The organism is Nordella sp. HKS 07 (assembly GCF_011046735.1).
In the GTDB taxonomy this organism is placed as follows: domain Bacteria; phylum Pseudomonadota; class Alphaproteobacteria; order Rhizobiales; family Aestuariivirgaceae; genus Taklimakanibacter.
The window spans coordinates 1,322,833-1,344,592 of the sequence record NZ_CP049258.1; the positions used below are offsets into that span (position 1 = coordinate 1,322,833).

The 21,760-nt window shown below is 63.3% G+C and carries 21 protein-coding genes; 5 read left to right on the forward strand and 16 right to left on the reverse strand.

What is annotated here, in order from left to right:
* Positions 1-78 precede the first annotated feature (78 nt).
* Positions 79-834 carry an MBL fold metallo-hydrolase gene (locus tag G5V57_RS06265; protein WP_165166693.1) on the reverse strand — a complete coding sequence of 252 codons (756 nt, stop codon included), beginning with the start codon at positions 832-834 and terminating at the stop codon, positions 79-81.
* 110 nt (positions 835-944) lie between these two features.
* On the opposite strand from G5V57_RS06265, the gene G5V57_RS06270 reads away from it, so the two are divergent.
* Both G5V57_RS06270 and G5V57_RS06275 read left to right on the forward strand, forming a co-directional pair.
* Complete coding sequence (locus tag G5V57_RS06270; RefSeq protein WP_165166694.1) at positions 945-2,180, forward strand: S1C family serine protease; 1,236 nt, start codon at positions 945-947, stop codon at positions 2,178-2,180.
* Between the two features lie 201 nt (positions 2,181-2,381).
* Positions 2,382-3,143, forward strand: a complete 762-nt coding sequence (locus G5V57_RS06275) for an SDR family NAD(P)-dependent oxidoreductase (RefSeq protein WP_165166695.1) — start codon at positions 2,382-2,384, stop codon at positions 3,141-3,143.
* Between the two features lie 32 nt (positions 3,144-3,175).
* Here G5V57_RS06275 and G5V57_RS06280 read toward each other — a convergent pair whose 3' ends face one another.
* The 4 genes from G5V57_RS06280 to G5V57_RS06295 all read right to left on the reverse strand — a co-directional run bounded on the left by G5V57_RS06280 (position 3,176) and on the right by G5V57_RS06295 (position 6,702).
* Positions 3,176-3,955 (reverse strand): acetoacetate decarboxylase, encoded by a 780-nt coding sequence (locus G5V57_RS06280; RefSeq protein WP_165166696.1) that lies wholly within the window; start codon positions 3,953-3,955, stop codon positions 3,176-3,178.
* Positions 3,948-4,712, reverse strand: a complete 765-nt coding sequence (locus G5V57_RS06285; protein WP_165166697.1) for a FadR/GntR family transcriptional regulator — start codon at positions 4,710-4,712, stop codon at positions 3,948-3,950. Before G5V57_RS06285 ends, G5V57_RS06280 begins: the two co-directional genes overlap by 8 nt.
* 66 nt (positions 4,713-4,778) lie before the next feature.
* On the reverse strand, positions 4,779-5,561 hold the full coding sequence (locus G5V57_RS06290) for an SDR family NAD(P)-dependent oxidoreductase (RefSeq protein ID WP_206530215.1): 783 nt from the start codon (positions 5,559-5,561) through the stop codon (positions 4,779-4,781).
* A gap of 1 nt (position 5,562) precedes the next feature.
* Positions 5,563-6,702 (reverse strand): mandelate racemase/muconate lactonizing enzyme family protein, encoded by a 1,140-nt coding sequence (locus G5V57_RS06295; protein ID WP_165166699.1) that lies wholly within the window; start codon positions 6,700-6,702, stop codon positions 5,563-5,565.
* 153 nt (positions 6,703-6,855) lie between these two features.
* Here G5V57_RS06295 and G5V57_RS06300 point away from each other — a divergent pair, with 153 nt between their 5' ends.
* Complete coding sequence (locus G5V57_RS06300) at positions 6,856-7,719, forward strand: transporter substrate-binding domain-containing protein (protein ID WP_165166700.1); 864 nt, start codon at positions 6,856-6,858, stop codon at positions 7,717-7,719.
* Positions 7,720-7,794: 75 nt separating this feature from the next.
* Positions 7,795-8,505 (forward strand): amino acid ABC transporter permease, encoded by a 711-nt coding sequence (locus tag G5V57_RS06305; protein WP_165166701.1) that lies wholly within the window; start codon positions 7,795-7,797, stop codon positions 8,503-8,505.
* 164 nt (positions 8,506-8,669) lie between these two features.
* Here G5V57_RS06305 and G5V57_RS06310 read toward each other — a convergent pair whose 3' ends face one another.
* From G5V57_RS06310 to G5V57_RS06360, 11 genes are all read right to left on the reverse strand, one after another.
* Entirely contained in the window at positions 8,670-10,499 is a 1,830-nt protein-coding gene (locus G5V57_RS06310) for a CocE/NonD family hydrolase (RefSeq protein ID WP_165166702.1), read from the reverse strand.
* 1 nt (position 10,500) lies between these two features.
* Entirely contained in the window at positions 10,501-11,475 is a 975-nt protein-coding gene (locus tag G5V57_RS06315) for a dipeptidase (protein ID WP_165166703.1), read from the reverse strand.
* The gene (locus G5V57_RS06320) at positions 11,472-12,473 is read right to left on the reverse strand and encodes an ABC transporter ATP-binding protein (RefSeq protein ID WP_165166704.1); all 1,002 of its coding nucleotides are present in this window, start codon (positions 12,471-12,473) and stop codon (positions 11,472-11,474) included. Before G5V57_RS06320 ends, G5V57_RS06315 begins: the two co-directional genes overlap by 4 nt.
* The gene (locus tag G5V57_RS06325) at positions 12,473-13,471 is read right to left on the reverse strand and encodes an ABC transporter ATP-binding protein (RefSeq protein ID WP_165166705.1); all 999 of its coding nucleotides are present in this window, start codon (positions 13,469-13,471) and stop codon (positions 12,473-12,475) included. Before G5V57_RS06325 ends, G5V57_RS06320 begins: the two co-directional genes overlap by 1 nt.
* A complete protein-coding gene (locus G5V57_RS06330) occupies positions 13,468-14,418 on the reverse strand; it encodes an ABC transporter permease (protein ID WP_246737553.1) in 951 nt (316 codons plus the stop codon). Before G5V57_RS06330 ends, G5V57_RS06325 begins: the two co-directional genes overlap by 4 nt.
* Positions 14,415-15,353: an ABC transporter permease gene (locus G5V57_RS06335; RefSeq protein ID WP_165166706.1), complete on the reverse strand. Its 939-nt coding sequence runs from the start codon at positions 15,351-15,353 to the stop codon at positions 14,415-14,417. Before G5V57_RS06335 ends, G5V57_RS06330 begins: the two co-directional genes overlap by 4 nt.
* Before the next feature lie 38 nt (positions 15,354-15,391).
* Positions 15,392-16,981 carry a peptide ABC transporter substrate-binding protein gene (locus tag G5V57_RS06340; RefSeq protein WP_165166707.1) on the reverse strand — a complete coding sequence of 530 codons (1,590 nt, stop codon included), beginning with the start codon at positions 16,979-16,981 and terminating at the stop codon, positions 15,392-15,394.
* A 112-nt stretch (positions 16,982-17,093) separates the two neighbouring features.
* The gene (locus G5V57_RS06345; protein WP_165166708.1) at positions 17,094-17,996 is read right to left on the reverse strand and encodes a LysR family transcriptional regulator; all 903 of its coding nucleotides are present in this window, start codon (positions 17,994-17,996) and stop codon (positions 17,094-17,096) included.
* Positions 17,997-18,089: 93 nt separating this feature from the next.
* On the reverse strand, positions 18,090-18,689 hold the full coding sequence (locus G5V57_RS06350; RefSeq protein WP_165166709.1) for a DUF1989 domain-containing protein: 600 nt from the start codon (positions 18,687-18,689) through the stop codon (positions 18,090-18,092).
* The gene (speB, locus tag G5V57_RS06355; protein WP_165166710.1) at positions 18,686-19,645 is read right to left on the reverse strand and encodes an agmatinase; all 960 of its coding nucleotides are present in this window, start codon (positions 19,643-19,645) and stop codon (positions 18,686-18,688) included. Before speB ends, G5V57_RS06350 begins: the two co-directional genes overlap by 4 nt.
* 87 nt (positions 19,646-19,732) lie before the next feature.
* Positions 19,733-20,704: a LysR family transcriptional regulator gene (locus G5V57_RS06360; protein ID WP_165166711.1), complete on the reverse strand. Its 972-nt coding sequence runs from the start codon at positions 20,702-20,704 to the stop codon at positions 19,733-19,735.
* 174 nt (positions 20,705-20,878) lie between these two features.
* On the opposite strand from G5V57_RS06360, the gene G5V57_RS06365 reads away from it, so the two are divergent.
* Positions 20,879-21,718: a transporter substrate-binding domain-containing protein gene (locus tag G5V57_RS06365; RefSeq protein ID WP_165173873.1), complete on the forward strand. Its 840-nt coding sequence runs from the start codon at positions 20,879-20,881 to the stop codon at positions 21,716-21,718.
* Positions 21,719-21,760: the final 42 nt, after the last annotated feature.

A 21,760-nucleotide genomic window follows, 5' to 3' on the forward strand; every position in this document is an offset into this window, starting at 1 on the left:
CGCTTCAGGCCATGCAGGCCTGACGGACAGGGCGGGCCCCAAACACTGCCCCCCGCACGGGGCCCCCACTCGATCGCTTCAGCTTGCCGCAAAGCTGCGCGTCTCGCCATCATCCGGTATGATAAGTCGTCCCTTCGCAAGCCCCCGTGCTTCCGCCGTCGCACGGAGATCGGCGCGCGTCGTGGTGGCGTGATCGAGCGCTTCCATATGAACGGCGACGACCGTCGCCTTCGGTGCCAGCTCAGCTGTGGCGAGCGTCTGCTCGGCGTCCATGACGATGAGATCACCATCCCATTTGGCGCCGCAGGAATGGGTCACGATGATATCGGGCCTGGCCTCGGCGATGGTCTGGGCGACCGGCGGATAGAGCACCGTGTCGCCGGCCCAATAGATCTTGGGCTCGTTTTGGGCGGCGAGCGTGAAGCCCATCACCGGCCCCATTTTCTCGACCACCGGGCCCAGGCCGTGGCTGCCCTGGCGCCGGGTGAAGACCAGGCCGTTCCAGTCGAAGACGTCGAGCAAGGGCCTGACATCGGTGAAGCCCGCCTCGAGGATCTTGCCCTCATCGCCCGGCTGGCAGAGGAGCGGCAGATGCTTCGGCACGCGCTCCTTGGCGACGCCGTCGAAATGATCGGTATGGAGATGCGACACGACCACCAGCTCGACACCTTCGAGGATCTCCTCGATCGGCGCCGGCAGATCGACCATCGGATTGGGCGAGCGCCCGGTGAAGGACGGCAGGCTGTGCTTCGGCGCCAGATACGGATCGATGAGGACCGTTCTCCCGGCATAATCGAGCTTCAGCGTCGCATTGCGGAAGAGCCGCAGTTTCATGTCGTCTTCCTCATTTTCACTATGTTACGTTGTGGAATTGCCACCCCTCGGTGTTTGATTTGCATCACGAGTGCTTCTCCGTTAGCATCTTGCGACGGGAGAGAATGAGGATGGCACGGCTGATCATCGGACTCCTGGCATTCCTGCTGGGCTGGAAAGCGACAGTTGCCGAACTGGTGAAACTGCACGACTTCGAAGTCGCGGGCTGGGAAGCGGCAGCCTATAGCGATACCGCCACCGGCAAATTTGCCAATTGCATGGCTTGGGGCAGTTACAAGAGCAATGTCAATCTCCATACCATTGTCTATCGCGACTATAGATGGGGCCTGGGCTTTAGTAGCGACAATTGGCGCATGCCCAAGGGAGTGTTCCGTCTCGCTTATCGTTTCGATTATGGCCAATGGTTTACCACGGACGTCTGGGCCCATGAAGAAGGAAGACTTTTCTATTGGAACGTGGCGGACGATGCAGCTCACGTCAGGCTATTCCGCCGCAGCCGGATCATGGATATCAGCATGCCACAAGGCGAATACAGCTTTCGGCTCGACGGTACATCGCGCATGCTGACAACGCTGGCGCAGTGCGTGGATGTCAACCTTGCCGCGGAGAACGGCGTGGTCGCGGAGACACCGGGCGCCAAACCCAAGGCGAACAACAAGGCCGCCGCCAAGGCCAAGCCGGCCAAAGCGCCTGAAGCGACGGAGAACAAACCGCGCGACAGCACGGGCACCGGCTTCATCGTCTCCGAGAAGGGACACGTGCTGACCAATCATCACGTAGTTGAGAAATGCGGTACGATCACCGTCTCCCGCACCGGCGACATTGCGCAGCCCGCCACGGTCCTGCGCAAGGACGTCATCAACGATCTTGCCGTCATCAAGATCGACTCGTCTCCGGCACCTGACGAGATCGCGCGTTTCCGCGCCCGCTCGCTGCGTGCCGGCGAGACCATCGCGACCTATGGGTTTCCGCTCACCGGTATGCTCAGTGCCTCCGGCAATATCGTCAGCGGCAATGTGAGTTCCTTGGCGGGCGTCGCCGACGACGTGCGCCTCTTACAGATCTCCGCTCCGGTTCAGCCCGGCAATAGCGGCGGTCCGCTGCTTGACATGCAGGGGGCGGTCGCCGGCATCGTGAGCGGAAAGCTCAACGACCTCGCCGCCGCCGAGGCGAGCGGCAGCCTGCCGCAGAATGTCAATTTCTCGATCAAGGCCAATGTCGGCATGAACTTCCTCGACGCACATTCGATACCCTATGAGACGAGCATCGATGCCGCCGTCCTTGACTTGCCGGCCATCGCCGACAAGGCGAAGAAGTTCACCGTGTTCATCGCCTGCAAGGGGTAACAGGCCAGATCAGCGCCCGGCGCAGGTACTATTCGCAGGGCGTGCCGCCATCAGGATGCGCCACATGTCGCCATTGGACACGGAACTCATCTTCTTCACGCCGATGCGCGGGAAGCTCGGCAGCGCGAACCGATTGGTCAGGCCAATTGACACGATTGCCGCGCGTGCCTAGACGAAGCGAGAAAGATTGAAGGAGACATCATGAGCGTGGATGCGCAAGGTCCCGTCGTCATCATCACCGGCGCCGGCAAGGGCCTGGGCAAGGCTATCGCCGCCGAGGTCATAGGCAAGGGCGGTCGCGTCGTGCTGGTGGTGCGCTCCGAGGCCGCGGCATCCGCGCTTTCCGGTGAGTTCGGTTCGAATTGCACGGTCGTGACCAGCGATGTGACGGCGCCCGGCGCCGCCGAAGCGGCGATCGAAGCCGGCATGAAGCGCTGGCGCAAGGTCGACGGTCTCGTCAACAATGCTGGCCTCATCGATCCGATCGCCCGTATCGCCGACACCGATCCGGCGCAATGGGAAGCGGTCATCACCACCAATCTGGTAGCGCCCTATCGCTTCACCCACGCCTTCCTGGCGCAAGTCCCGAACACGGCTCCGCGGCGCATCGTCAACATATCGAGCGGCGCCGCGCATCAGCCGCTGGAAGGCTGGAATGCCTATTGCGCCAGCAAGGCCGGACTCGCGATGCTGACACACTCGACCGGACTGGAATACGCGCATGAGAATGTCTTCGCCTTCGGCCTGCTGCCAGGCGTCTTCGACACCGATATGCAGGCGACGATCCGCGCTTCGGGCGTGAATGAGGTCAGTCGGTTGCCCAGGACAGCATTACGTCCGCCCGAGGAGCCGGCGCGCGCTACCGCCTATCTTCTCTCCGGTGCTGGCGATGATCTTTCAGGCGGCGAGGTGAATATCCGCGATGCGGGATTCCGCAGCCGCGTCGGGCTGCCCCAACTCTAGTTTCGTCATCCCGGCGAAATCGGGAGTGGTTTTCACCTATCCACCAGATAATCATGCAGCACATAGCCGGCCACGAGCGTGAAGTCAGCGCGCCACCAGAAGCCTTCGAGCATTTCCTTGACCGGCAGGCGATAGACCGGCGCCTGCACGTTGGGCCGGAGCTCCACGGTGCAGGGACCTGACCAGCATTCATGCACCGTAAGCGCGCCCAGGCGGCGGGCGGTCAATTGCCGGATCGCCGGCTTGCCGTCGATATGGTTGATCGCCTTCAGATTGATGTTGAGCGCGAAGTCGAAATACTCATCCAACCTCTTGATGTCGGAGCGCTTCTGCTTGTAGGCCATGGTGCCGGTCAAGACATCGATGCCGTTACGCTCGATGGTGCCGATCCAGGCGTCGCCGCGCGCCTCGAGATTTGGGCGGCCGAGCTTCTTCGGCTGGCCATGCACTTCGCGGCCATGCACGACGCCGCCATCAGAGGAGAGGAAGAGATAGGGCGAGTAGCCACCGGCCGTCTCCTTGTAGCGGCAGCCGACCATGATGTTGCTTTCGAAATAGGGCCCCAGCCATTCCGTGTCGTTCATCTTGTAGATATGGGCCAGCACGACATCCGAGGCCGCTTCGAGGGGCGGAGGCAGAATGTGCTGGATCGCCTCCCTGTCGCTACGCCAGGCGAGCGTCATCACCTCGGCATTGCGGAAGGTGAAGGGAAAAGCCGGCACCGAGGGCGCGTCGAAGGGCGTCGAGAAGCCGTCCGCCAGCAATTGCTCCAGCGTGAGCGTGCTCGCCGCCTGGACCTTCCAGTCAGCCATTGTGTTTTCCCTTTTTCGTCATCGCCGCCTTAGTTGTATCATGGACGCTGCGCATATGGCGCACCATGGCGGCCGCCGTCCTCTCCGAGTCCTTGGCTTCCAGCGCCGCCACGATCTCCTCGTGATCCTTCACCGAGCGGGCAAGCACGCCCGGCGTTTCCCAGGCGATCTTGCGGTATTCGAAGCCCAGAACATAGAGCGATTCTGAGATGCGCTCGAGGAAGGGATTGTCGAGACCGGCGCCCAGGGTGCGGTGGAACTCAATGTCGGAGACGCGGAATGCCACCGGATTGCCGGTAAGGCCCCGCTGGATCTCGATCATCTTGCGCAGCCTGGCAATGGTGGCGGCGGTGATCTTCTGGGCAAGCAGACGACCGATGGCGCCTTCGACGACCACGCGCGATTCATGCAGCGCCTCGAAATTATCGGCCGACAGCGTGATCAGCATCTGCAGCGGCGCCAGGATCTCGGCGGCCTTCAGCGACGTGACGAAGAGGCCGCCGCCCTGGCGCGCCTTGAGGACGCCCAGTATCTGCAGGCCGCGCACCGCTTCCCTGACCGAGGGGCGCGAGACCTGCAAGGTGGCGGCAAGCTCACGCTCGGTCGGCAATTGCTGGCCCGGCCGGACACTGCCTGTCCGGATCAGGTCGAGCAGATTGCGCGCCACCTGCTCGGCGACCGAGACCCGCTCGATCGGCGCCATATCGTCCAGCGCCGGCCGTTCCTGTTTTTCTTCAGCCACGCTCTTCGTGCCCATTAGCTCTGTCCCTCACCCGCAAGGCGAGTGATATACCAGTTGCACGCATTGCTCCAGACGCCTGACTCATGTCCCGACCGGCTTGGGCGGAAAGAAGGGCACGCCGTAATCGGCCTCGAAGCCGCCATCGACATGGAAGACATGGCCATTCACGTAGGATGCCTCGGGGGAACACAGAAAGTAGATCGCGTGGGCGATTTCCGCCGGATCGGCAAGGCGGCGCGCCGGGGTACGGTCGAGGATCGGCTGCACGTCGAGGCGGCCCTCGGCGATGACATTGCGCACGAGATCGGTCTCGACATAGCCGGGTGCGACGGCGTTGACGCGCAGACCCAGTTCCGCCCATTCGACCGCTGCCGTCTTGGTCAGGGACACGATCGCGGCCTTCGAGGCGGCATAGGGCGCGCGTCCGGGGGCTCCGCGCGTCGCCGCGACCGAGGCGAGATTGACGATCGCGCCGGACCCTTGCCTCAGCATGATTCCGGCCGCCGCCTTGAGGCAGTGGAAGCAGCCATTGAGATTGATATCGAGCACCGCCAACCAGTTCTCGAAGCTCAATTCGGCGAGCGGTGCATGGCGCTGGATGCCGGCATTGTTGACAAGGGCGTCGAGCCTCCCCCATCGCGCGAGGGAAGTCGCGAAGGCGGCCTCGACCGAGGCGCGGTCGGTGACGTCGAGATGCAGCGCCAACATGCGCCCGGGATAGGCCGAGGCACGCATCCGCGCTTCGACGATGTCGACATCGCCAATCGTGACGTTCCAGCCGTTCCCGCAGAAAAGCTTGGCGGTGGCCCAGCCGATGCCGCGCGCCGCGCCGGTGATGAGGACGGTTCTGACTTCCGCTGTCATATCAAGCCCTCTTCTGGACGGCATGGCGATAGGCGTAGCGCTCCAGCATATCGTCCTTCAACTTGAGTCCGGTTCCAGGCGTCCCGGGCGCTTCGATATGGCCGTCCTTGATGTCGTCGAAGGCCGGCCTCTCGATCAGAATATGCGAGCAGTCGAAAGGCCGGTCGGCCGGGAAGATCTCGATGTGATCGGCGGCATCGCTCGCGAATACGCAATGGCGATGCACTTCCGGATTGACATGGTAGGAGACGCGCAGGTTCAGCGCCTTTGCCTTCGCGGCGAGGCTCAGCGCCGGGCCGATCCCGCCGATCGTCGTCGCATCGACGCGTACCACATCGATCGCCGCGTGATCCATCAGCGCTTCGAGATCGCGGGCGCGCGTGCATTCATCGCCGACGCCGACCGGCACCGGCGACTGTCGGGTGAGGTGACCGATCTCGGCGATGCGCGTGCGCGCCATCGGATCCTCGATCCAGGCAATGCCGAGATCGCGCCACATCTCGGCCGCTTCGAGGCCCTGCCGCGCCGTGCCCCAGGACCAGGCGAGATCGCAGGTGAACTCGGCATCGGGCACCGCCTGGCGGACCCGCGTCAGGATGCGCCGCACCGGCTCGGCCGCGCAATAATGCGCCGCTTCGAGCTTGAAAAAACGATAGCCTTGCCCGGCGCGCGCGATCAGCCGTTCGGCGATGTCGTCCTCGCTCTCGCCGGCGATCTCATAGCCTTCGACCAGCGCGACGCGCAGTTTGCGCGACGTGCCGCCGAGCAGCTTCCATAGTGGCGCGCCGCGCGCCTGCGCTTTCAAATCCCACAGGCAGATGTCGAGGAGCGAACGGGCGCGGCCGATGACGCCGTCTTCATCCGTGGCGCGGCTGACCAGGCTCATGTCCTCAAACCGGGCGGCTGTTTCGAGCGCATTCTTGCCGACGAGCCTGGGGGCAAGAAGATCGGAGATCGCGACATCGACGGGCGAGCGCCTTGTATGGCCGAGACAGTCGGCGACGAGGCCGCCTTCGGTCACCACCCGCACCGCCGCATATTGGCGCGCCGTCACGGTGAAGGCCCCGAAGGAAAGTGCTCCGGGCAACGGCAGATCCACCGCCCAGGTCTCGATGCGCTCGATGCTTGTGTCGCCCGTCATGAAATGACCGAGGTTCCATTACTTGTCTGACAAAACTTCTTGCGGTCTGGGGGAGAACATGATGAATTGGTCAGGCCATTGTACAAAGCTTACCAAGAGCCGCAAGCTCAATTCGGCAATGAAAATTCACAATGCGCCAAGGGAGAAGAAGTAATGAGAGTAACTGTTGCTGCCATCGCACTCCTGTTCGCCGTGAGCGGGAGCGCCGCCTTTGCCCAGGAATTCAAACACGAGGCCTCGCCGCTGTTCGAAGCGTGCGGCGATGCGTCTTATGAGAAGGCCAAGACCGACGGCATCACCATCGGCATCTCGCCTTCTCCGCCCTTTACCTCGCTCAATCCCGATACCCAGAAAGCGGAAGGCCTCGAAGTCGAGATCAACGAGGCGGCCTATAAATGGGCCGGCATCGATAAGCTGAAATACGAAGTCATGCCTTTCGGCCAGCTCATCCCGGCGCTGCTCGCCAAGCGCATCGACGTGGTGACCGCGCTCCACATCACGCCCGACCGCAAGAAGGTCATCTCCTTCGGCGGCCCGGCCTATTGGTACGGACCAGCCATCATGGTGAAGAAGGGCAATCCCGACGGGATCAAGTCCTATGACGATCTCAAGGGCAAGCAGATCGGCGCCATCGCCGGCTCGGCCGCCGACGAATATCTGCGCAAGGTCGGCGCCGAGGTCGTCCCCTTCCAGACCGACGCCGAGCAGTTCAGCGCGGTCGCCACCGGCCGGGTGAGCGCCATCGTCGATGACGACACCAAGATCAACCTCTTCCTCGCCGCCAACAAGGATTCGCCGCTCGAGCTACTGCAGGGCGTGAAGGTGCCGGACGAACTGATCTTTGAATATGGCTATGGCTATGTGCGCGCCGGCTTCCGCAAGGAAGACTGCGTGCTCAGGGCCGCGTTCAGCGCCGGCATCGCGGAAGTGCGTGGCAACGGCGAGGTCTCGGCGGTTCTGAAGAAGTATGGATTCAACGACGCCAATCTGTTCTTCTTCCCGCTCAACAACAAGTAAGAGCTGGAGCCCACGATGACGATAAGCGGGTGATCCTGATCGCCCGCTTATTTTTTTCGGGTCTGGAGGAACGCAATGGATCTGTTGAACTTCGACGTCATCCGTGACTATTGGCACGTCTTCCTGCGCGGCCTCGGCCTCACCATCTTCCTCACTCTCGTCACCATGGTGCTGGCGACGCTCGCCGCCATCCCCCTGGCGCTGGCACGCCTCTCCGGCAATCGCCTCTTCCGCTGGCCCGCCAATGTCTTCGTCGAATTCATGCGGGCGACGCCGCTAATCCTGCAGCTGATCTACATCTACTATGTGCTACCGACCGCCGGCATCAAGCTCAACCCGCTCGTCGCCGCCATCACCGGCCTGACGCTGCATTATTCCGCCTATTTGAGCGAAGTGTTTCGCGGCGGTATTCAGTCGATCGCCAAGGGCCAGACGGAAGCGGCGTTGAGCCTCGGCCTGTCGCGCTGGCTCTCTTTCCGCAAGGTGGTGCTGCCGCAGGCAACGCGTGCCATCCTGCCCACGCTCGCAAACTATCTGATCTCGCTGTTCAAGGACACATCGCTCGCTTCCGTCGTCACCGTGCAGGAGCTCATGTTCTCAGGCCAGATCATCTCGGCTCGCAACTTCCAGTATTTCACCGTCTATACGGTGACCGCCCTGCTCTATTTCGCCGTCTGCTACCCTTCAGGCCTCGCCGTAAGAGTGCTGGAGGAACGTATCCGCAAGGGACAGCGCGCCCGCGACGAGAGGAAAGCAGGCGCCAGCGTTACCCCCAGCGCCGCGTGACGAGTGCAAAGGCAAGAACGAGGATCGCGGGACCCAGGCCTGCTGCCAATGCCCAGGGCCCGGCGGCGATCATCGTCTCTTCGTACAGCAACCAACTGAGAGTCTAACACCCTCATCCGGTGCTTCGCGTCTCCCGCAAGCGGGAGAAGGGAAAAACCTAGCGTTCACTCCACAACCGGAATGATCAGATAGGACGGATGCTGTGCGTCGTGGAAGATCGTCTGCGCGGCCTTGGCCGATGGCCCCGCACTGCCGCCGCGATTGCGGTTGCGCTCGAATTTGGGGAAATCCGCCGAGGAGATGTCGAGCCTGAGGCGATGGCCGGCGGCAAAGCGATTTGCCGTCGCCCACATGTCGATCTCGAAGCGATAGATCCGGCCCGGTTCCAACAGTGCGTTCTCGTCGTCCTTGAGCGGCCGATAACGCGTCCTGAGCACGCCATTCTGCAACTGGATGGCGCGGCCGTCGGGGAAGACATCGCTGAGACGGCCATAGAAATCCGTCTCGACTGCTGAGGAACTGGCGTAAAGGATGAGAAGCAACGGCCCCACGACATCGAGATCCTGGTCGAGCACGTCGGTCGTATAGGTTACGACGTCGCCGCGCTGTTGGAGCCCCGAGACATCGACGCTGCCGGCCCGATAGACGGCCGAGAGGATGCTGCCGCCGAGCGTCGGGGTCGGATCGTCCGGATCATATATATAAGTGTCGGGCGAAGACGCGGCGGCCGGCGGATCGGAGGCGAGCGCGCCGTCATCCTTGAGATAAAGCCGCTTCTGCGTCGCTTCCGGCGGCGGCCAGGCTTCAGCGCTGCGCCATTCATTGGCGCCCATCAGATAATAGGTGACGGGCGGGATCTCCTGCGTGCGCTTTTCCCGCACTGTGCCATACCAATGGAGCAGCAATTCGAGATTCTCGGCCGAGCGGTACGTGCGCCGCAACGCCGCGTGCTCCGCCTCGCCTTCGTGATAGCCCGGCACATTATGCGCGCCGGGCGTGATCAGCAGCCGGCTGGCGCGCGCCCTCGGCCCACCCTGTCGGGTTATTTGCGTGTAGCTTTCAAGCGCGTCGCCGAGACACCAGTCATACCAGCCCGTCACCATCAAGGCCGGCGCCTGGATGGCGGCGCAGAGCTTGGAAACGCTGGCGCGCGACAGCATCAGCGCGTCCGGATCTATCTCGGGGCCGAAGAGCGGGTTGAGTTTGGTGGTCGAGGCGAAGGTGAAAATCTCTTCGCCGAGTGCGTTCTTGAGGAACTCGGCGCGGCCGGACGGAGCGAGGCTGTTATAGTGCTTCCACAACCAGTCCCGCCGCGTCGGCTCGGACAGCCTCTCAAGCTCGGGAAAGCGCGCCTTGACCGGCTCAGGCAAAGGCGCCTGCAAGGGATCGTTGAAATAGCCACTCGCCCAGGTCTCGTCCTTCATCTGCGCTTCGAGCAGCGCGCGATCGACCTTCACCTTGTCCTTACCCTTGCCGACGGTGCGCGAATAGGCGTTGAGGAACATGTGGAAGCGCACGCCGTGGCTCGGGGCGATGCCGAGGCCCGCCACTTCCGGCATGGTGGCGGTCATTTTCGGATGCGTCGCCATGCAGAACTGCGTGCCGCCATCATAGGAGCCGCCCATCGAGCCGATGAAGCCCTCATACCAGGCCTGGTGCGTCACCCATTCGACGAAGTCGTAACTGTCCTCTCCCTCATGGATGTAGAAATCCCAGCTGTCCGGCTCGCTGTCGCCGGTGCCGCGCACATCCTGGCAGATCACGACGTAGCCGCGCCGCGCCAGCGCCATCGAGATGTCGGCATAGCGCGATCTGCCATAAGGGCTGCGCACCGCGATGACGGGAGCGGGAAGCTTGGGCGGCAGATGCAGATGGGCGGCGAGCCTGGTGCCGTCGCGCATGGTGACGAACTGGGTCTCCTGCCTGATCGCCTCCGCCGTGGAAAGCGCCGGCGTCGCCACTTCAGCCGCCAGCACGGCACGGAACTTGTCCATATCACGCGCCCCAGATGCGCTCGAACACGGCGAGGAAGTTCTCGCCCAGGACGCCCGTCACCTCCTTGTCCGAGAAGCCGCGTGCCTTGAGTGCCGAGCGGACATTGCCGGCTTCCGCGTGGCTGGCGATCCCGACCGGAAACTGCCAGGGCGGCATCGGGATATAGCGTTCGTCATAGCCGAAATAGACATAGTCGTCCTCGTCCTCCTCGGCGAAGTCGAAGCCGAGACCGACATGCTCGATGCCGACGAGATCGGCGATATAGGCGACATGGTCGATCAGCATGTCGAGCGTCGCCTGTTTCTCGCGGGTGAGGAAGAAAGGCGCGGCGCAGACGCCGATCGCACCGCCCGATGCCGCGACGGCGCGGATGAGATCGTCGGAGATGTTGCGCGGCGTATCGAGCAGCGCGCGCGCATTGGCATGGGTGACGACGATGGGACGGGTCGCCGCTTCCGTCGCCTCGAGCGCCGTGCGCGCACCCGCATGCGAGAGATCGACCGCCATGGAAAGATCCTCCATGCGCCGGATCACCTTACGGCCGAATTTGCTCAGGCCCGCATCGGTCGGCTCGAAGCAGCCGTCGCCCAGCCGGTTGCGCGAATTATAGGTGAGCTGCATGGCGCGCAGGCCGACATCGTGGAAGACATTCAGGAAATCGAGTTCGTCCTCGATCGGGTCGGCGCCCTGAAAATGGAAGACGATCGCCGTTTCGCCCGCTGCCTTCGCCGAACGGATATCTCTGACCGATCTGGCGATCTTGATCTTCTGCTTGCCGGCCCGCTCGATCTCGAGCCAATTGGCGATGATCTCCATGGTGGTGCGGAAGTCCTCGATCGCGCCCGCCGAAGTGAACACCGCATCGATGCCGCCGGCGACGATGCCCGGCAGATACTTGCCGAGCTCGCGCGGCTGCAGCATGGGCGCCGTTGCATCGAGATAGATCGGCTTCGATTGGGAAGTGTCGGCTCTCATGATCCGCTGTTTCCTTGTTGAGTGCTGTGAGTGTCGGCGAGCCAGCAGCGCGCGAAGCGCCCCTCGCCGGTTGGAAAGACGGGCGGCTGCTGTTCAGTGCAATGACGGAAACGCGCCGGGCAGCGCGGCTCGAAGGCGCAACCTTCCGGCAGGGCGGCAAGATCGGGCGGACGTCCGGCAATGGTCTGAAGCCCCTCCTCGACCCGCCGGTCGATGCGCGGCACGGCATTGAGAAGAGCGCGCGTATAGGGATGGCACGGCGCGGCGAAGACGTCGCGCGTCGGCCCGGCTTCGACAATGCGTCCGGCATACATCACCAGCACGCGGGTACAAAAGCGCGAGACGAGCGCGATATTGTGCGAGATGAGGATGATCGCCGTCCCCGTCTCCTTGTTCATGCGCCCGAGCAATCCCATGATCTGCGCCTGCACCGTCACGTCGAGCGCCGTCGTCGGCTCGTCGGCGATCAGCAGCTTCGGCGCATTCGCCATGCCCATGGCGATCATCACGCGCTGGCGCATGCCACCGGAATATTGATGCGGATAGTCGCGCGCCCGGGCTTGCGGATCGGGGATGCGCACACCCTGCAGCATCTCGACCGAACGGCGCCAGGACTGCGCCGGCGTAACATGATGATGCGCCTCGATCGTCTCGGCGACCTGGCGGCCGATGCGCAGCACCGGATTGAGCGAGGCGGAGGGATCTTGGAAGATCATGCCGATATCGTTGCCGCGCACCTGGCGCATTTCGCGCTCGGAAAGCTTCACGAGGTCGCGGCCCTCGAGCGCGATCCGCCCTCCGGTGATGCGCCCCGGCTTCGGGATGAGCTGCAGCATCGACAGCGCCAGCATGGATTTGCCTGAGCCCGACTCGCCGACGATGCCGACCACTTCCCCCTGCGCCACGCTGAAGAACAGGCCGTCGACCGCTTTCACCTCGCCGCGCCGGCTGGGGATGCGCACGCGTAGATCCTCGATCTCGAGCAAGGGTACCGGCATCAGGCAGCCCCCTTCAAAGCCGGCGAGGCTGGAAGGCGCGGCGCGATCTCGTCTGAGAAGTGACAAGCAGCCTGATGCGCGTCATCGCCCAATATCTCGGGCGTCTCCGCGGCGCAGCGCGCCGGATCGCCGAGCTTGCGGCGCAGCCAGCAGCGCGTGTGGAAGCGGCAGCCTGGCGGCACGCGCGACGGCGAAGGCGGATCGCCGGCCAGCAGGAATTCCTCGCTCACCGGCGCCTCGCTCTCGGCCAAGGTCGGCACCGAGGAGAGCAAGGCCACGGTATAGGGATGGCGCGGCGCCCGGAACAGCCGCTCGGTCTCGGCGAGCTCGACGATCCGGCCCAGATACATGACCGCCACGCGGCTCGCCATCTGCCGCACCACGGCTAGGTCATGCGAAATGAAGACATAGGTCAACCGCAGGCGGCGCTGCAGATCGATAAGCAGATTGACGATCTGCGCCTGGATCGAAACATCGAGCGCGCTCAGGGGCTCGTCGCAGATGATGAGCTTGGGCTCGCTGGCGAGCGCCCGCGCGATGCCGATGCGCTGGCGCTGGCCGCCCGAGAATTCGCGCGGGAAGCGCTGCGCCATGTCGGCGCCGAGGCCTACCATATCGAGAAGCTCGGCGACGCGGCGCTGGCGCGGCGCTTTGTCGACGCCGGCGATCAGCAAGGGCTCGGCCACGATCTCGGCCACCCGCTGGCGCGGATCGAGGCTCGCATAGGGATCCTGGAAGACCATCTGCAATTGCCGGCGCGCTTTGCGCAAGTGTCGGTTGGAGAGCTGGGTCAGCTCGGCGCCGTTGAAGGTGACTGTGCCGCTGGTCGGCCGCTGCAGCAGCGCCAGCGAGCGTCCGAGCGTGGTCTTGCCGCAGCCGCTTTCGCCGACGATCGCCAGCGTCTCTCCCGGCCCGACAGCGAGGCTGACCCCGTCGACGGCGCGCACCGCATTGAAGCGGACATGAAGATCGCGGGCTTCGAGCAGCGGCTGGCTCATGCGGCGGCCCCTCGCGCAGCGCTGGCCGCCGGATCGAGAAGATCGCGCAAGGCGTCGCCCACCACATTGAGGGCGAGCAAGGTCAGGCCGATTGCGAGCGCCGGGAAGACCAGGAGATGCGGATAGGATTGGATCGACTGGGCTCCCGAGGCGATCATCGTGCCCCAGCTCGGCGTTGGCGGATCGATGCCGACGCCGATGAAGCTTAAGCCCGCTTCGAGCAGGATCGCATTGGGCACGACGAAGGTGACGGCGATGAGGATGACGGGCAGCGTATTGGGCAGGAGATGCTTGCGGATGATGAACCAGTCCGACGCGCCGGCGAGCCGGCAGGCCAGCACATATTCGGTATGGGTGAGCGAGAGCACCTGGGCACGCACGAGGCGGGAGGTCGTGACCCAGCCGGTAAGCCCGAGGGTCAGCAGCACTCCGAGAAGTCCGCCCGACAGGCGATAGGCCTCGGCCAGCGGCGCCAGCCAGCCGCTCGCTTCGCCGCCGAGTTGGCCCTTGATCAGGGCGGCGAAGAGAATGGCGAACAGCGTGTCGGGAAAGGCATACATGCTGTCGACGAAACGCATGATGGCATTGTCGATGAAGCCGCCGGCATAGGCGGCGATCGTGCCGACGAGCACACCGATCGCCACCGCGATGATCGTCGAGGCCACCGCGACGGTGAGCGACACGCGGGCGCCGACGGCAAGCCGCGCCATCATATCGCGCCCGAGCGCATCGGTGCCGAGCCAGTATTTGAGCGAGGGACCGGAATTGCGCACCAGCACATTCTGGCGATAGGCGTCATGCGGCAGGAAAGAAGAGAAGAGCGCCAGGAGAAGCACCATGAGCAGGAAAGCGAGGCTCAAGCTCAGCCCCGGATTATGCCGGGCGAAGCGCCACAGTCGGCCAAGCATGCCTGCGCCACGCATTGGGGCGAGATCGACGGCGCTCATCGGCCCTGATCCAGGCGGGCGCGCGGGTCGAGCAGGAAATAGGAGAGATCGACCAGCAGATTGATGAGCACCACGAGGGCGGCATAGATGAGCGTGGTGCCGATGATGACCGGATAGTCGCGCGCCGCGATGGCGAGCACGAAATAGCGCCCGAAGCCCGGTATGCCGGCGATCGATTCGACGAAGAAGGAGCCGACCAGCACATAGGCCGTGTAGGAGCCGGCGACGGTGATCGCCGGGATGAGGGCATTGCGCCCCATATGATGGATGATGATCGCCATGGGTTTGAGGCCCTTGGCTCGGGCGGTGCGCACGAAATCGAGATTCATCACTTCCAGCATGCTGGTGCGGAAGCAGCGGATGACGGCTGCGAGCGGCGCCAGCGCCAAGGAGAATACCGGCACCAGCGACGAGGTGGTGAACAGGCCCTTCCAACCGAAAGTCGGCACGAGACCCAGGCCCACGCCAAGGGATACGATCAGGATCGAGGTCACGACATAGGTCGGCATCGAGATGCCGAGCGTGCTGATCATGCGGATGATGCCGTCGACGATCGGATGCCGGGTCAGGGCCGCGAGCGCGCCCAGCGGCAGGCCGAGCAATATGGCGAGAAGCATGGCGGCGGCGCCAAGCTTCAACGATACGGGGAGGAAGCGCGCCACGATATCGGTCACCGACTGGGTGCGATCGCGATAGGACGGGCCGAAATCGCCCTTGAGCGCATTCCACAGATAGCTGGTATATTGCACGTAAAGCGGCTTATCGAGATTGTATTTGGCATCGAGCACTGCCTTGACGGACGGCTCCATCGGCCGGTTGCCACCCGAATCCCAGGGCGAGCCCGGCGTCGCATGCGCGATGAAGAACACCAGCGTATAGGCGATCAGCAAAGTGGGGATCGCGGACAGAATGCGCTTGAACAGAAAGAAAAGCATATCGGCACCCTGCCCGCGGAACTGATCCCAAGTCCGCTCTATTTAAAGGCAGCCTCGCCGATATGATACATGTTGAGCACGCCCTCATGGGCGAGCCCCTCCACATCGGGCTTCACCATCCACAGATCAGTCGGATTCTGCAGAGCGATCATCGGCTGCTCGTCCTCCAGGATCTTGTTGGCTTCACGAAAGGTCTCGGCCCGTTTGGCGGGATCGGTCTCGGCATCGGCCTTCTTCACGATCTCGGCGAAGGCGGCATTGGTGAAATGGTTCTGCCGCACATCGGCGGTGATGAGATCACCGAACCAGTTGGCCGGATCGGCATAGTCCGACCACCAGCCATTGATCATGATATCGTATTTTTCCGTCTTGCGCGTCTGCACCCAGGCGCGGAAGGCATTTGACTCCAGCACATTGATATTCATCTGGATGCCGAGATTATCGGCCCACATCTGCTGCAGCAGTTGCGCGATGAGCGGGCGCTCGCGCGTGGCCGGGGTAGAGAGGGTGAATTGCGGAAAGCTCTTGCCGTCCGGGAAGCCCGCTTCGGCGAGGAGCTTCTTGGCATCCTCGATCGAACCTTTCAGCGCATCGCCCGAATTGCCGCCGGGGATCGAGTCGGGGATGATCGTGGAGGCGATGCGGTTGGTGCCGTCGCTCACCGCCGTGACGATGGCCTGCCGGTCGATAGCGAGCGCCAGCGCATGGCGCACGCGCTTGTCGCTCCACGGCGCCTGCGTCATGTCGAACTGCACCCATTCGGTGGCGGCAAGGGGGAACGGATCGAGCTGCTTGCTCAGTTCGGCGTCCTGGCGGATGCGGGCGATGTCCTGCGAGGGCACACAGGTGGTGAAGTCGATCTCATTCGCCTCATAGGCGCGCAACTGCGCCGTGCATTGATCACCGGACGCGATCGTCATCTCGATGCGTGGGATGGCGGGTTTCTTGCCGCCATAATGCGGATTGGCCTCCATCACGATCGACTGGTCGTTAACGCGGCTCACGAGCTTGTAGGGGCCGTTGGAGAGCATATGCTCGGGCGCCACCCATTTCTCGCCGAATTCCTCGACAACGGCCTTGGGCACAGGCGTCAGATAGGGCAGCGCCAGCTTGGCGCGGAACTGCGGGGCCGGCAGCGCCGTCACGACCTCGAAGGTGAAGTCGCCGGTCGCCTTGATGCCGAGCTTCTCGGGATCGGTGAGCGTGCCTTTGTTGTAGTCCATGGCATTCTCGACATCGCTGAGGAAGCTCGCGGCTTCACTGCCGGTCTTGGGATCGAGAATGCGCTTCCAGGAATAGACCCAGTCGGCGGCGGTGATCGGCTGGCCGTTCGACCATTTATAATCTGGGTTGAGCGCGATCTTCCAGGTGCGGCCATCGGGGGCGAGATCGATGCTCTTGGCCTGCAACAGAACGAGATTGCCGTCCTTGTCGGTGCGCGCCAGAGGCTGGAAGAGCTGCGCATTGACATAGATGGCGAAGTCGGTGGCGAGATTGGGATCCATATAGCGCGGCTCGCCGACGATCATGCGGAAGGCGGTCTTCTCAGTCGCGGCAGCGGGGCCGGCGAGCGCCGTGGCGATGAGAGCGGCGGCGGTGAAAGCCTTGAGAATGTAAGTTTTCAGCATGTTCTCTCCCCAACTATTTCCGGCCTTGTGGGTGGCCGATACCCCGCGACCATAGGGACAGCTTAATTTCATTTCTAATACTTATTTGCGCTGGATTGAGGCCCAAGTGGCATCAATACTCTGGCGGAGCCGCGACCACTTCCTGGGTCACTTTCACGAAATTCTCGAGAATCCGCGATTTGAGCTCGGGGTGCCACGCGGCGACCGAAACGACGATGGGCGGCTTCTCCGCCAAGGGCCGCATGACGACGTCGCGGCGCTCCTTCACCCAGGCGGCATCGATATAGATCGAGACGCCCATGCCCGCCGCGACGAGATTGACGATGCTGTCGCTGTGCGAGGCCTCCTGCGCCACCCGCGGCAGGAAACCCGCCGCCATGCAGTAGGCGTTGACCACGTCGAGAAAGGACTGCCAGCCGCTCGACGCGCCGGTGACGAAGGGCTCGCCGGCAAGGCTCGCGATCGCGATCGACTTCTGGTTGGCGAGTCGATGGCCCTTGGGCAGCAGGCACACCAGCCTCTCCTTGCGCAACACCTGGTGCGACAGCCCGCCGACCAGATGCGCGCCGGTGAGGAAGCCGATATCGAGGCGGCGTTTGCGGATGGCGTCGGCCATGTCGGGCGACGACATCGAGCGCAGATTGACGCTGATATCGGGATAGCGGCTGCGGAAGCGCATGATGATCGGCGGCAGGGCGTCATTGATGGCGAAATCATTGAAGCCAACGTTGAGCGTGCCGAGCTCGCCACTTTCGAAGCGCTGGGCATTGCGGATCGCCGCGGTGAGTTGCTCCAGCATCTCGCGTGCCTCGGCGAGAAACGAAGAGCCGGCCGGCGTCAGCCTCACGCTGCGGGTCGAACGCTCGAAGAGCCTGACACCCATCAGGCTTTCCATGTCGCGGATGGTGCGGCTGAGCGCCGGCTGCGCCAGATTGAGCCGCTCCGCGGCGCGCCGGAAATTCAGATCCTCGGCGACGGCGACAAAGGCGCGCAAATGGCGGATTTCGATCGACATCGGGCCAGGTTCACAAGGCGGATAGATGCTCGAACGGCATCAATCCAGCATTCTTACCGGGAGCGTCGCGCTCAATCCAGTGGCTGGCTGGCCTTACGACAAAATCTGATAATGCGCCTCGACCGGCTTACCCCCGTTGACCGGCAGGATGTCCTGCGGGCAGGCCGACATCGCGACGATGCAGTCCATTTGGGCGCGCAGCACGACATAGTCGCCGGGCTTCGAGACGGGCTCGCCCCAGATGATCTGGCCGTCCTGGCCGACCGGGATGTTCATCCACAGATTCAAAGGCGCCGGCACGTCGGGTGGTATGAGCCCGATCTGGCGCAAGGCGGCATGGAGATTGTCGGTGCAGTTATCGTGATATTCGGTGCAGCCGAGCAATCCGTAGCGATAATCGTCGCAGGACGCGATCAGAGTGTCATGGACGCCGGGCGAGGTGTCCTCCTCGAAGAACAGGATGGACCGGCGCCGGTTGGTGTGGAGATGCTGCCCCTCTTTGGGAAAGATCGAACCGGTGAGCGGGCGCGAATGCTCATGCGACATGAACTCGCGCAGGTCCTCCGCATTGAAGGCCCAGGTGTCGACCACCTGATGGCCATGTGTGTTGATGATCTTGATCGCCTGGCCCTTGCTTAAGCGGCTGGCCCTGCCCTTGCGGGCCGGCAGAGTCAAAATTTCACTTGCAGTCATTTCTTTCCCCGCGCTTCGAAGATATAGCCGATGAAGTTCAAGAGCACCTGCGCGGCGAGAAACCCTGTGATGCCGGAAGGATCGTAGGCCGGCGCCACTTCGACGAGATCGACGCCGACGACATTGCCGCGCTTGACCAGGCCCTGCAGGATCTCCATCACCTCGTAATAGAGGAAGCCGCCATGGCTCGGCGTGCCGGTGCCGGGCGCGATCGAGGGATCGAAGCCGTCGATGTCGATCGTCACATAATAGCGGGCACCTTCCGGGATCTTCGCCAGCACACCTTGCGTGCCGAGGCGGCGCGCCTGGCGCACGGACAGGATGGAGGAGCCTCGGGCGCGCGCATCCTCATACCCTTCCTTCGCGGTGGAGGAGACATTGCGGATGCCGATCTGCGTAAGGCCCGTCACATACGATTGTTCCGCCGCGCGGCGCATCGGATTGCCATGGCCCTCGCGCACGCCGTGGCGCACGTCGACGAAGTCGAGATGCGCGTCGATCTGCACGATATGGATCGGTCCATGCTCGCTGAAGGCGCGGACACAGGGGATGTTGATGGCGTGATCGCCGCCCAGCACCACCGGCATGGCGCCGCGCTCGAGGATCTTGCGCACCGCGCGCTCGGCATTGGCGTGACTCCTCGCCGTGTCGGTATGAACCATGTCGGCATCGCCGACATCGACGATGCGCACCTTGTCGAGCGGCAGATAGGTGACGTCGTCCTCATGGTCATAGGCGCCGCCATGGCCGAAGGAGAAGAGCGTCGAGGCCTCGCGGATGGCGCGCGGACCGAAGCGGGCGCCGGAGCGGTATTGCGTCCCCATGTCATAGGGAATGCCGAGCACCGCCACATCGGCGTCGATCGCGTTCCAGTCGGTGCAGACCGGCCGCTTGCCGAATGTGCAGTGCCCTACGAAAGGCAGGTCCAGCCTGCCGCTCTCATACCCATGCGCCATGATCAGTTTCCGTCTCCGAAATTTGCCCCAGTATCGCCCCGCGCCCATCACATGAAAAAGCCGAATTTAATCACCTTCACATCGAATCTATCGATTTGATGCCGCTTTCCCGCCGACGCCTGCACCTTTCGACCGGCGCGGCGAGGTCCTCGCGGGTTTCCGCCCCTCGCGCGCCAGGGAGCCATGTGCCGCAAGTTCGCGGATGAACAGCTTCTGCAAAGGCGAGGTCGGCGTGTCGCTGTTAGTGATGACGGCGAAGGGCGACACGATGCGCGTCTCGGGCGACATGAGGGTGCGCATCTCGCCCGTCGCCACCCATTGCCGCGCATAATGCTCGGGCAGATAGCCGACGAATTCCCCGCTCAGGATGAAAGCCGCCTGCGCTTCCATATTGGAGGCATGCGCCCTGATCCGCGCCTTGCGGAAATGCCGGAGCTCACGGTTGTTGGCATAGGGACGCACCACGAATTCGCTTTCCTCGATCTGTGCGACGGTGGGGCGCCCCTTGAACAGCGGGTGCAGGCGGCCGCAATAGAGCGAGTGGATCTCCTCATGGAACAACATCTCGTCGAAGCCGCTGACGATGTCGAGGCTCGGCGTCACCGCGATATCGATGCCGCCGGTGGCGATCTGCGACATCAGGATCTCGGGGATCGCGACGGTGAGCTTGATCTCGACATCGGGCGAATTGCGCATGCACTGGCGCAGGACATTCGGCAGCGACAGCCTCGGATCGGTGATCGTATTGTCGACGATGCCGACGCGAAGCGTGCCGACCAGCTTGTGATGCAGGTCGCCGAGAATGCCCTCGAAGGCCGAGATCGAGGCGACCAGCGCCTTCGATCCCTCATAGACGGCGCGTCCCCGCTCGGTCAGGACGAAGCCCTTGCGGCCGCGCCGGCAGAGCTCGAAGCCAAGCCGTTCCTCGAGCGCCCTGAGATGGAAGCTCACCGTCGACTGGCTCATGCCGAGCGCCAGTTGCGTGCCGAGGAAACCGCCATGCTCGACGAGAGCGCGGAACACGGTCAAGGCTCTAAGATCGCTGGGGGAAAAACGCATGGTTCGTCTCCGCAATATTCCACCCATAGCGCGGATCGGCCGATCACATCAACCAAATCGATATGAATAGCAGCAACTTCGTGTTTTTCGGAACATGCAACTCTGTTTGGATGCTATCCGTCGCAAAACCAACACATAGAACAGGGTGGAACGACCATGCTCAATCCCTTGCAGATGCATTTTGCCCGCGCTTTCGTCATCGCCGCCGGCCTGAGCGCTGCTTTGATCGCACCGGCGTCGGCAGAGGATCTCCTGGACGGCGTCAAGGCCAAAGGTACCTTCACCGTCGCCACAGAAGCGCGCTTCCCGCCCTTCGAATTCGTCGAGAACGGCCAGATCGTCGGCTATTCGGCCGATATGATGGCGGAAGTGATGAAGGCACTACCCGACGTCAAACTCGACCGCCTCGATCTGCCCTGGCAAGGCGTGCTGCCCGGCCTCGCCGCCAAGCGCTTCGACTATGTCGTGACCTCGGTCACCGTCACCAAGGAACGCTATGACGCCTATCATCTGAGCCTGCCGATCGCCGATGCGACCATGGCGATCCTGAAGCGCAAGGACGATGCGTCGATCAGCAAGCCGGAGGACATCGCCGGCAAGACGGTGGGCTCGCAGACGGGTTCGGCCCAGCTTCAGGCGCTCGAGGCCTTCGCCGCCGAGCTCAGCGGCAAGGGCACGCCGATCGGCGGCACCAAGACCTATGTCGATTTCAGCGAAGCCTATGCCGATCTCGGCGCCGGACGTCTCGATGCCGTCGTCAACAGCCTGCCGAACCTGCTCGAGGCGGCGCGCCAGCGTCCCGATGTCTTCGAGGTGGTGCTGCCGACCTTCGGCCCCAAGACCTATTTCTCATGGGCCGGCCGAAAGGATGCCGACAGCGCCGCGCTCAACGCGCTGATCGACGAAGAGCTGCGCAAGCTCGGCCAGAGCGGCAAGCTCGCCGAACTGCAGAAGAAGTGGTTCGGCGCCGTAATGGAACTGCCGACCGACAAGCTGCCCGAACCGGCGAAGTGAGCGCCAACGCTCGCCGGGCCCCTTCCCTCTCCCCGCCGCGCT

What these genes read in the sequence shown, in the direction of transcription:
- G5V57_RS06295 (WP_165166699.1), bottom strand. Translation starts at nt 6,702, where the DNA reads ATGACGGGCGACACAAGCATCGAGCGCATCGAGACCTGGGCGGTGGAT.
- G5V57_RS06280 (WP_165166696.1), bottom strand. Translation starts at nt 3,955, where the DNA reads ATGGCTGACTGGAAGGTCCAGGCGGCGAGCACGCTCACGCTGGAGCAA.
- G5V57_RS06365 (WP_165173873.1), top strand. Translation starts at nt 20,879, where the DNA reads ATGCATTTTGCCCGCGCTTTCGTCATCGCCGCCGGCCTGAGCGCTGCT.
- G5V57_RS06360 (WP_165166711.1), bottom strand. Translation starts at nt 20,704, where the DNA reads ATGCGTTTTTCCCCCAGCGATCTTAGAGCCTTGACCGTGTTCCGCGCT.
- G5V57_RS06315 (WP_165166703.1), bottom strand. Translation starts at nt 11,475, where the DNA reads ATGAGAGCCGACACTTCCCAATCGAAGCCGATCTATCTCGATGCAACG.
- G5V57_RS06320 (WP_165166704.1), bottom strand. Translation starts at nt 12,473, where the DNA reads ATGCCGGTACCCTTGCTCGAGATCGAGGATCTACGCGTGCGCATCCCC.
- G5V57_RS06340 (WP_165166707.1), bottom strand. Translation starts at nt 16,981, where the DNA reads ATGCTGAAAACTTACATTCTCAAGGCTTTCACCGCCGCCGCTCTCATC.
- G5V57_RS06330 (WP_246737553.1), bottom strand. Translation starts at nt 14,418, where the DNA reads ATGAGCGCCGTCGATCTCGCCCCAATGCGTGGCGCAGGCATGCTTGGC.
- G5V57_RS06310 (WP_165166702.1), bottom strand. Translation starts at nt 10,499, where the DNA reads ATGGACAAGTTCCGTGCCGTGCTGGCGGCTGAAGTGGCGACGCCGGCG.
- speB (WP_165166710.1), bottom strand. Translation starts at nt 19,645, where the DNA reads ATGGCGCATGGGTATGAGAGCGGCAGGCTGGACCTGCCTTTCGTAGGG.
- G5V57_RS06345 (WP_165166708.1), bottom strand. Translation starts at nt 17,996, where the DNA reads ATGTCGATCGAAATCCGCCATTTGCGCGCCTTTGTCGCCGTCGCCGAG.
- G5V57_RS06305 (WP_165166701.1), top strand. Translation starts at nt 7,795, where the DNA reads ATGGATCTGTTGAACTTCGACGTCATCCGTGACTATTGGCACGTCTTC.
- G5V57_RS06265 (WP_165166693.1), bottom strand. Translation starts at nt 834, where the DNA reads ATGAAACTGCGGCTCTTCCGCAATGCGACGCTGAAGCTCGATTATGCC.
- G5V57_RS06300 (WP_165166700.1), top strand. Translation starts at nt 6,856, where the DNA reads ATGAGAGTAACTGTTGCTGCCATCGCACTCCTGTTCGCCGTGAGCGGG.
- G5V57_RS06335 (WP_165166706.1), bottom strand. Translation starts at nt 15,353, where the DNA reads ATGCTTTTCTTTCTGTTCAAGCGCATTCTGTCCGCGATCCCCACTTTG.
- G5V57_RS06275 (WP_165166695.1), top strand. Translation starts at nt 2,382, where the DNA reads ATGAGCGTGGATGCGCAAGGTCCCGTCGTCATCATCACCGGCGCCGGC.
- G5V57_RS06270 (WP_165166694.1), top strand. Translation starts at nt 945, where the DNA reads ATGGCACGGCTGATCATCGGACTCCTGGCATTCCTGCTGGGCTGGAAA.
- G5V57_RS06290 (WP_206530215.1), bottom strand. Translation starts at nt 5,561, where the DNA reads ATGACAGCGGAAGTCAGAACCGTCCTCATCACCGGCGCGGCGCGCGGC.
- G5V57_RS06325 (WP_165166705.1), bottom strand. Translation starts at nt 13,471, where the DNA reads ATGAGCCAGCCGCTGCTCGAAGCCCGCGATCTTCATGTCCGCTTCAAT.
- G5V57_RS06285 (WP_165166697.1), bottom strand. Translation starts at nt 4,712, where the DNA reads ATGGGCACGAAGAGCGTGGCTGAAGAAAAACAGGAACGGCCGGCGCTG.
- G5V57_RS06350 (WP_165166709.1), bottom strand. Translation starts at nt 18,689, where the DNA reads ATGACTGCAAGTGAAATTTTGACTCTGCCGGCCCGCAAGGGCAGGGCC.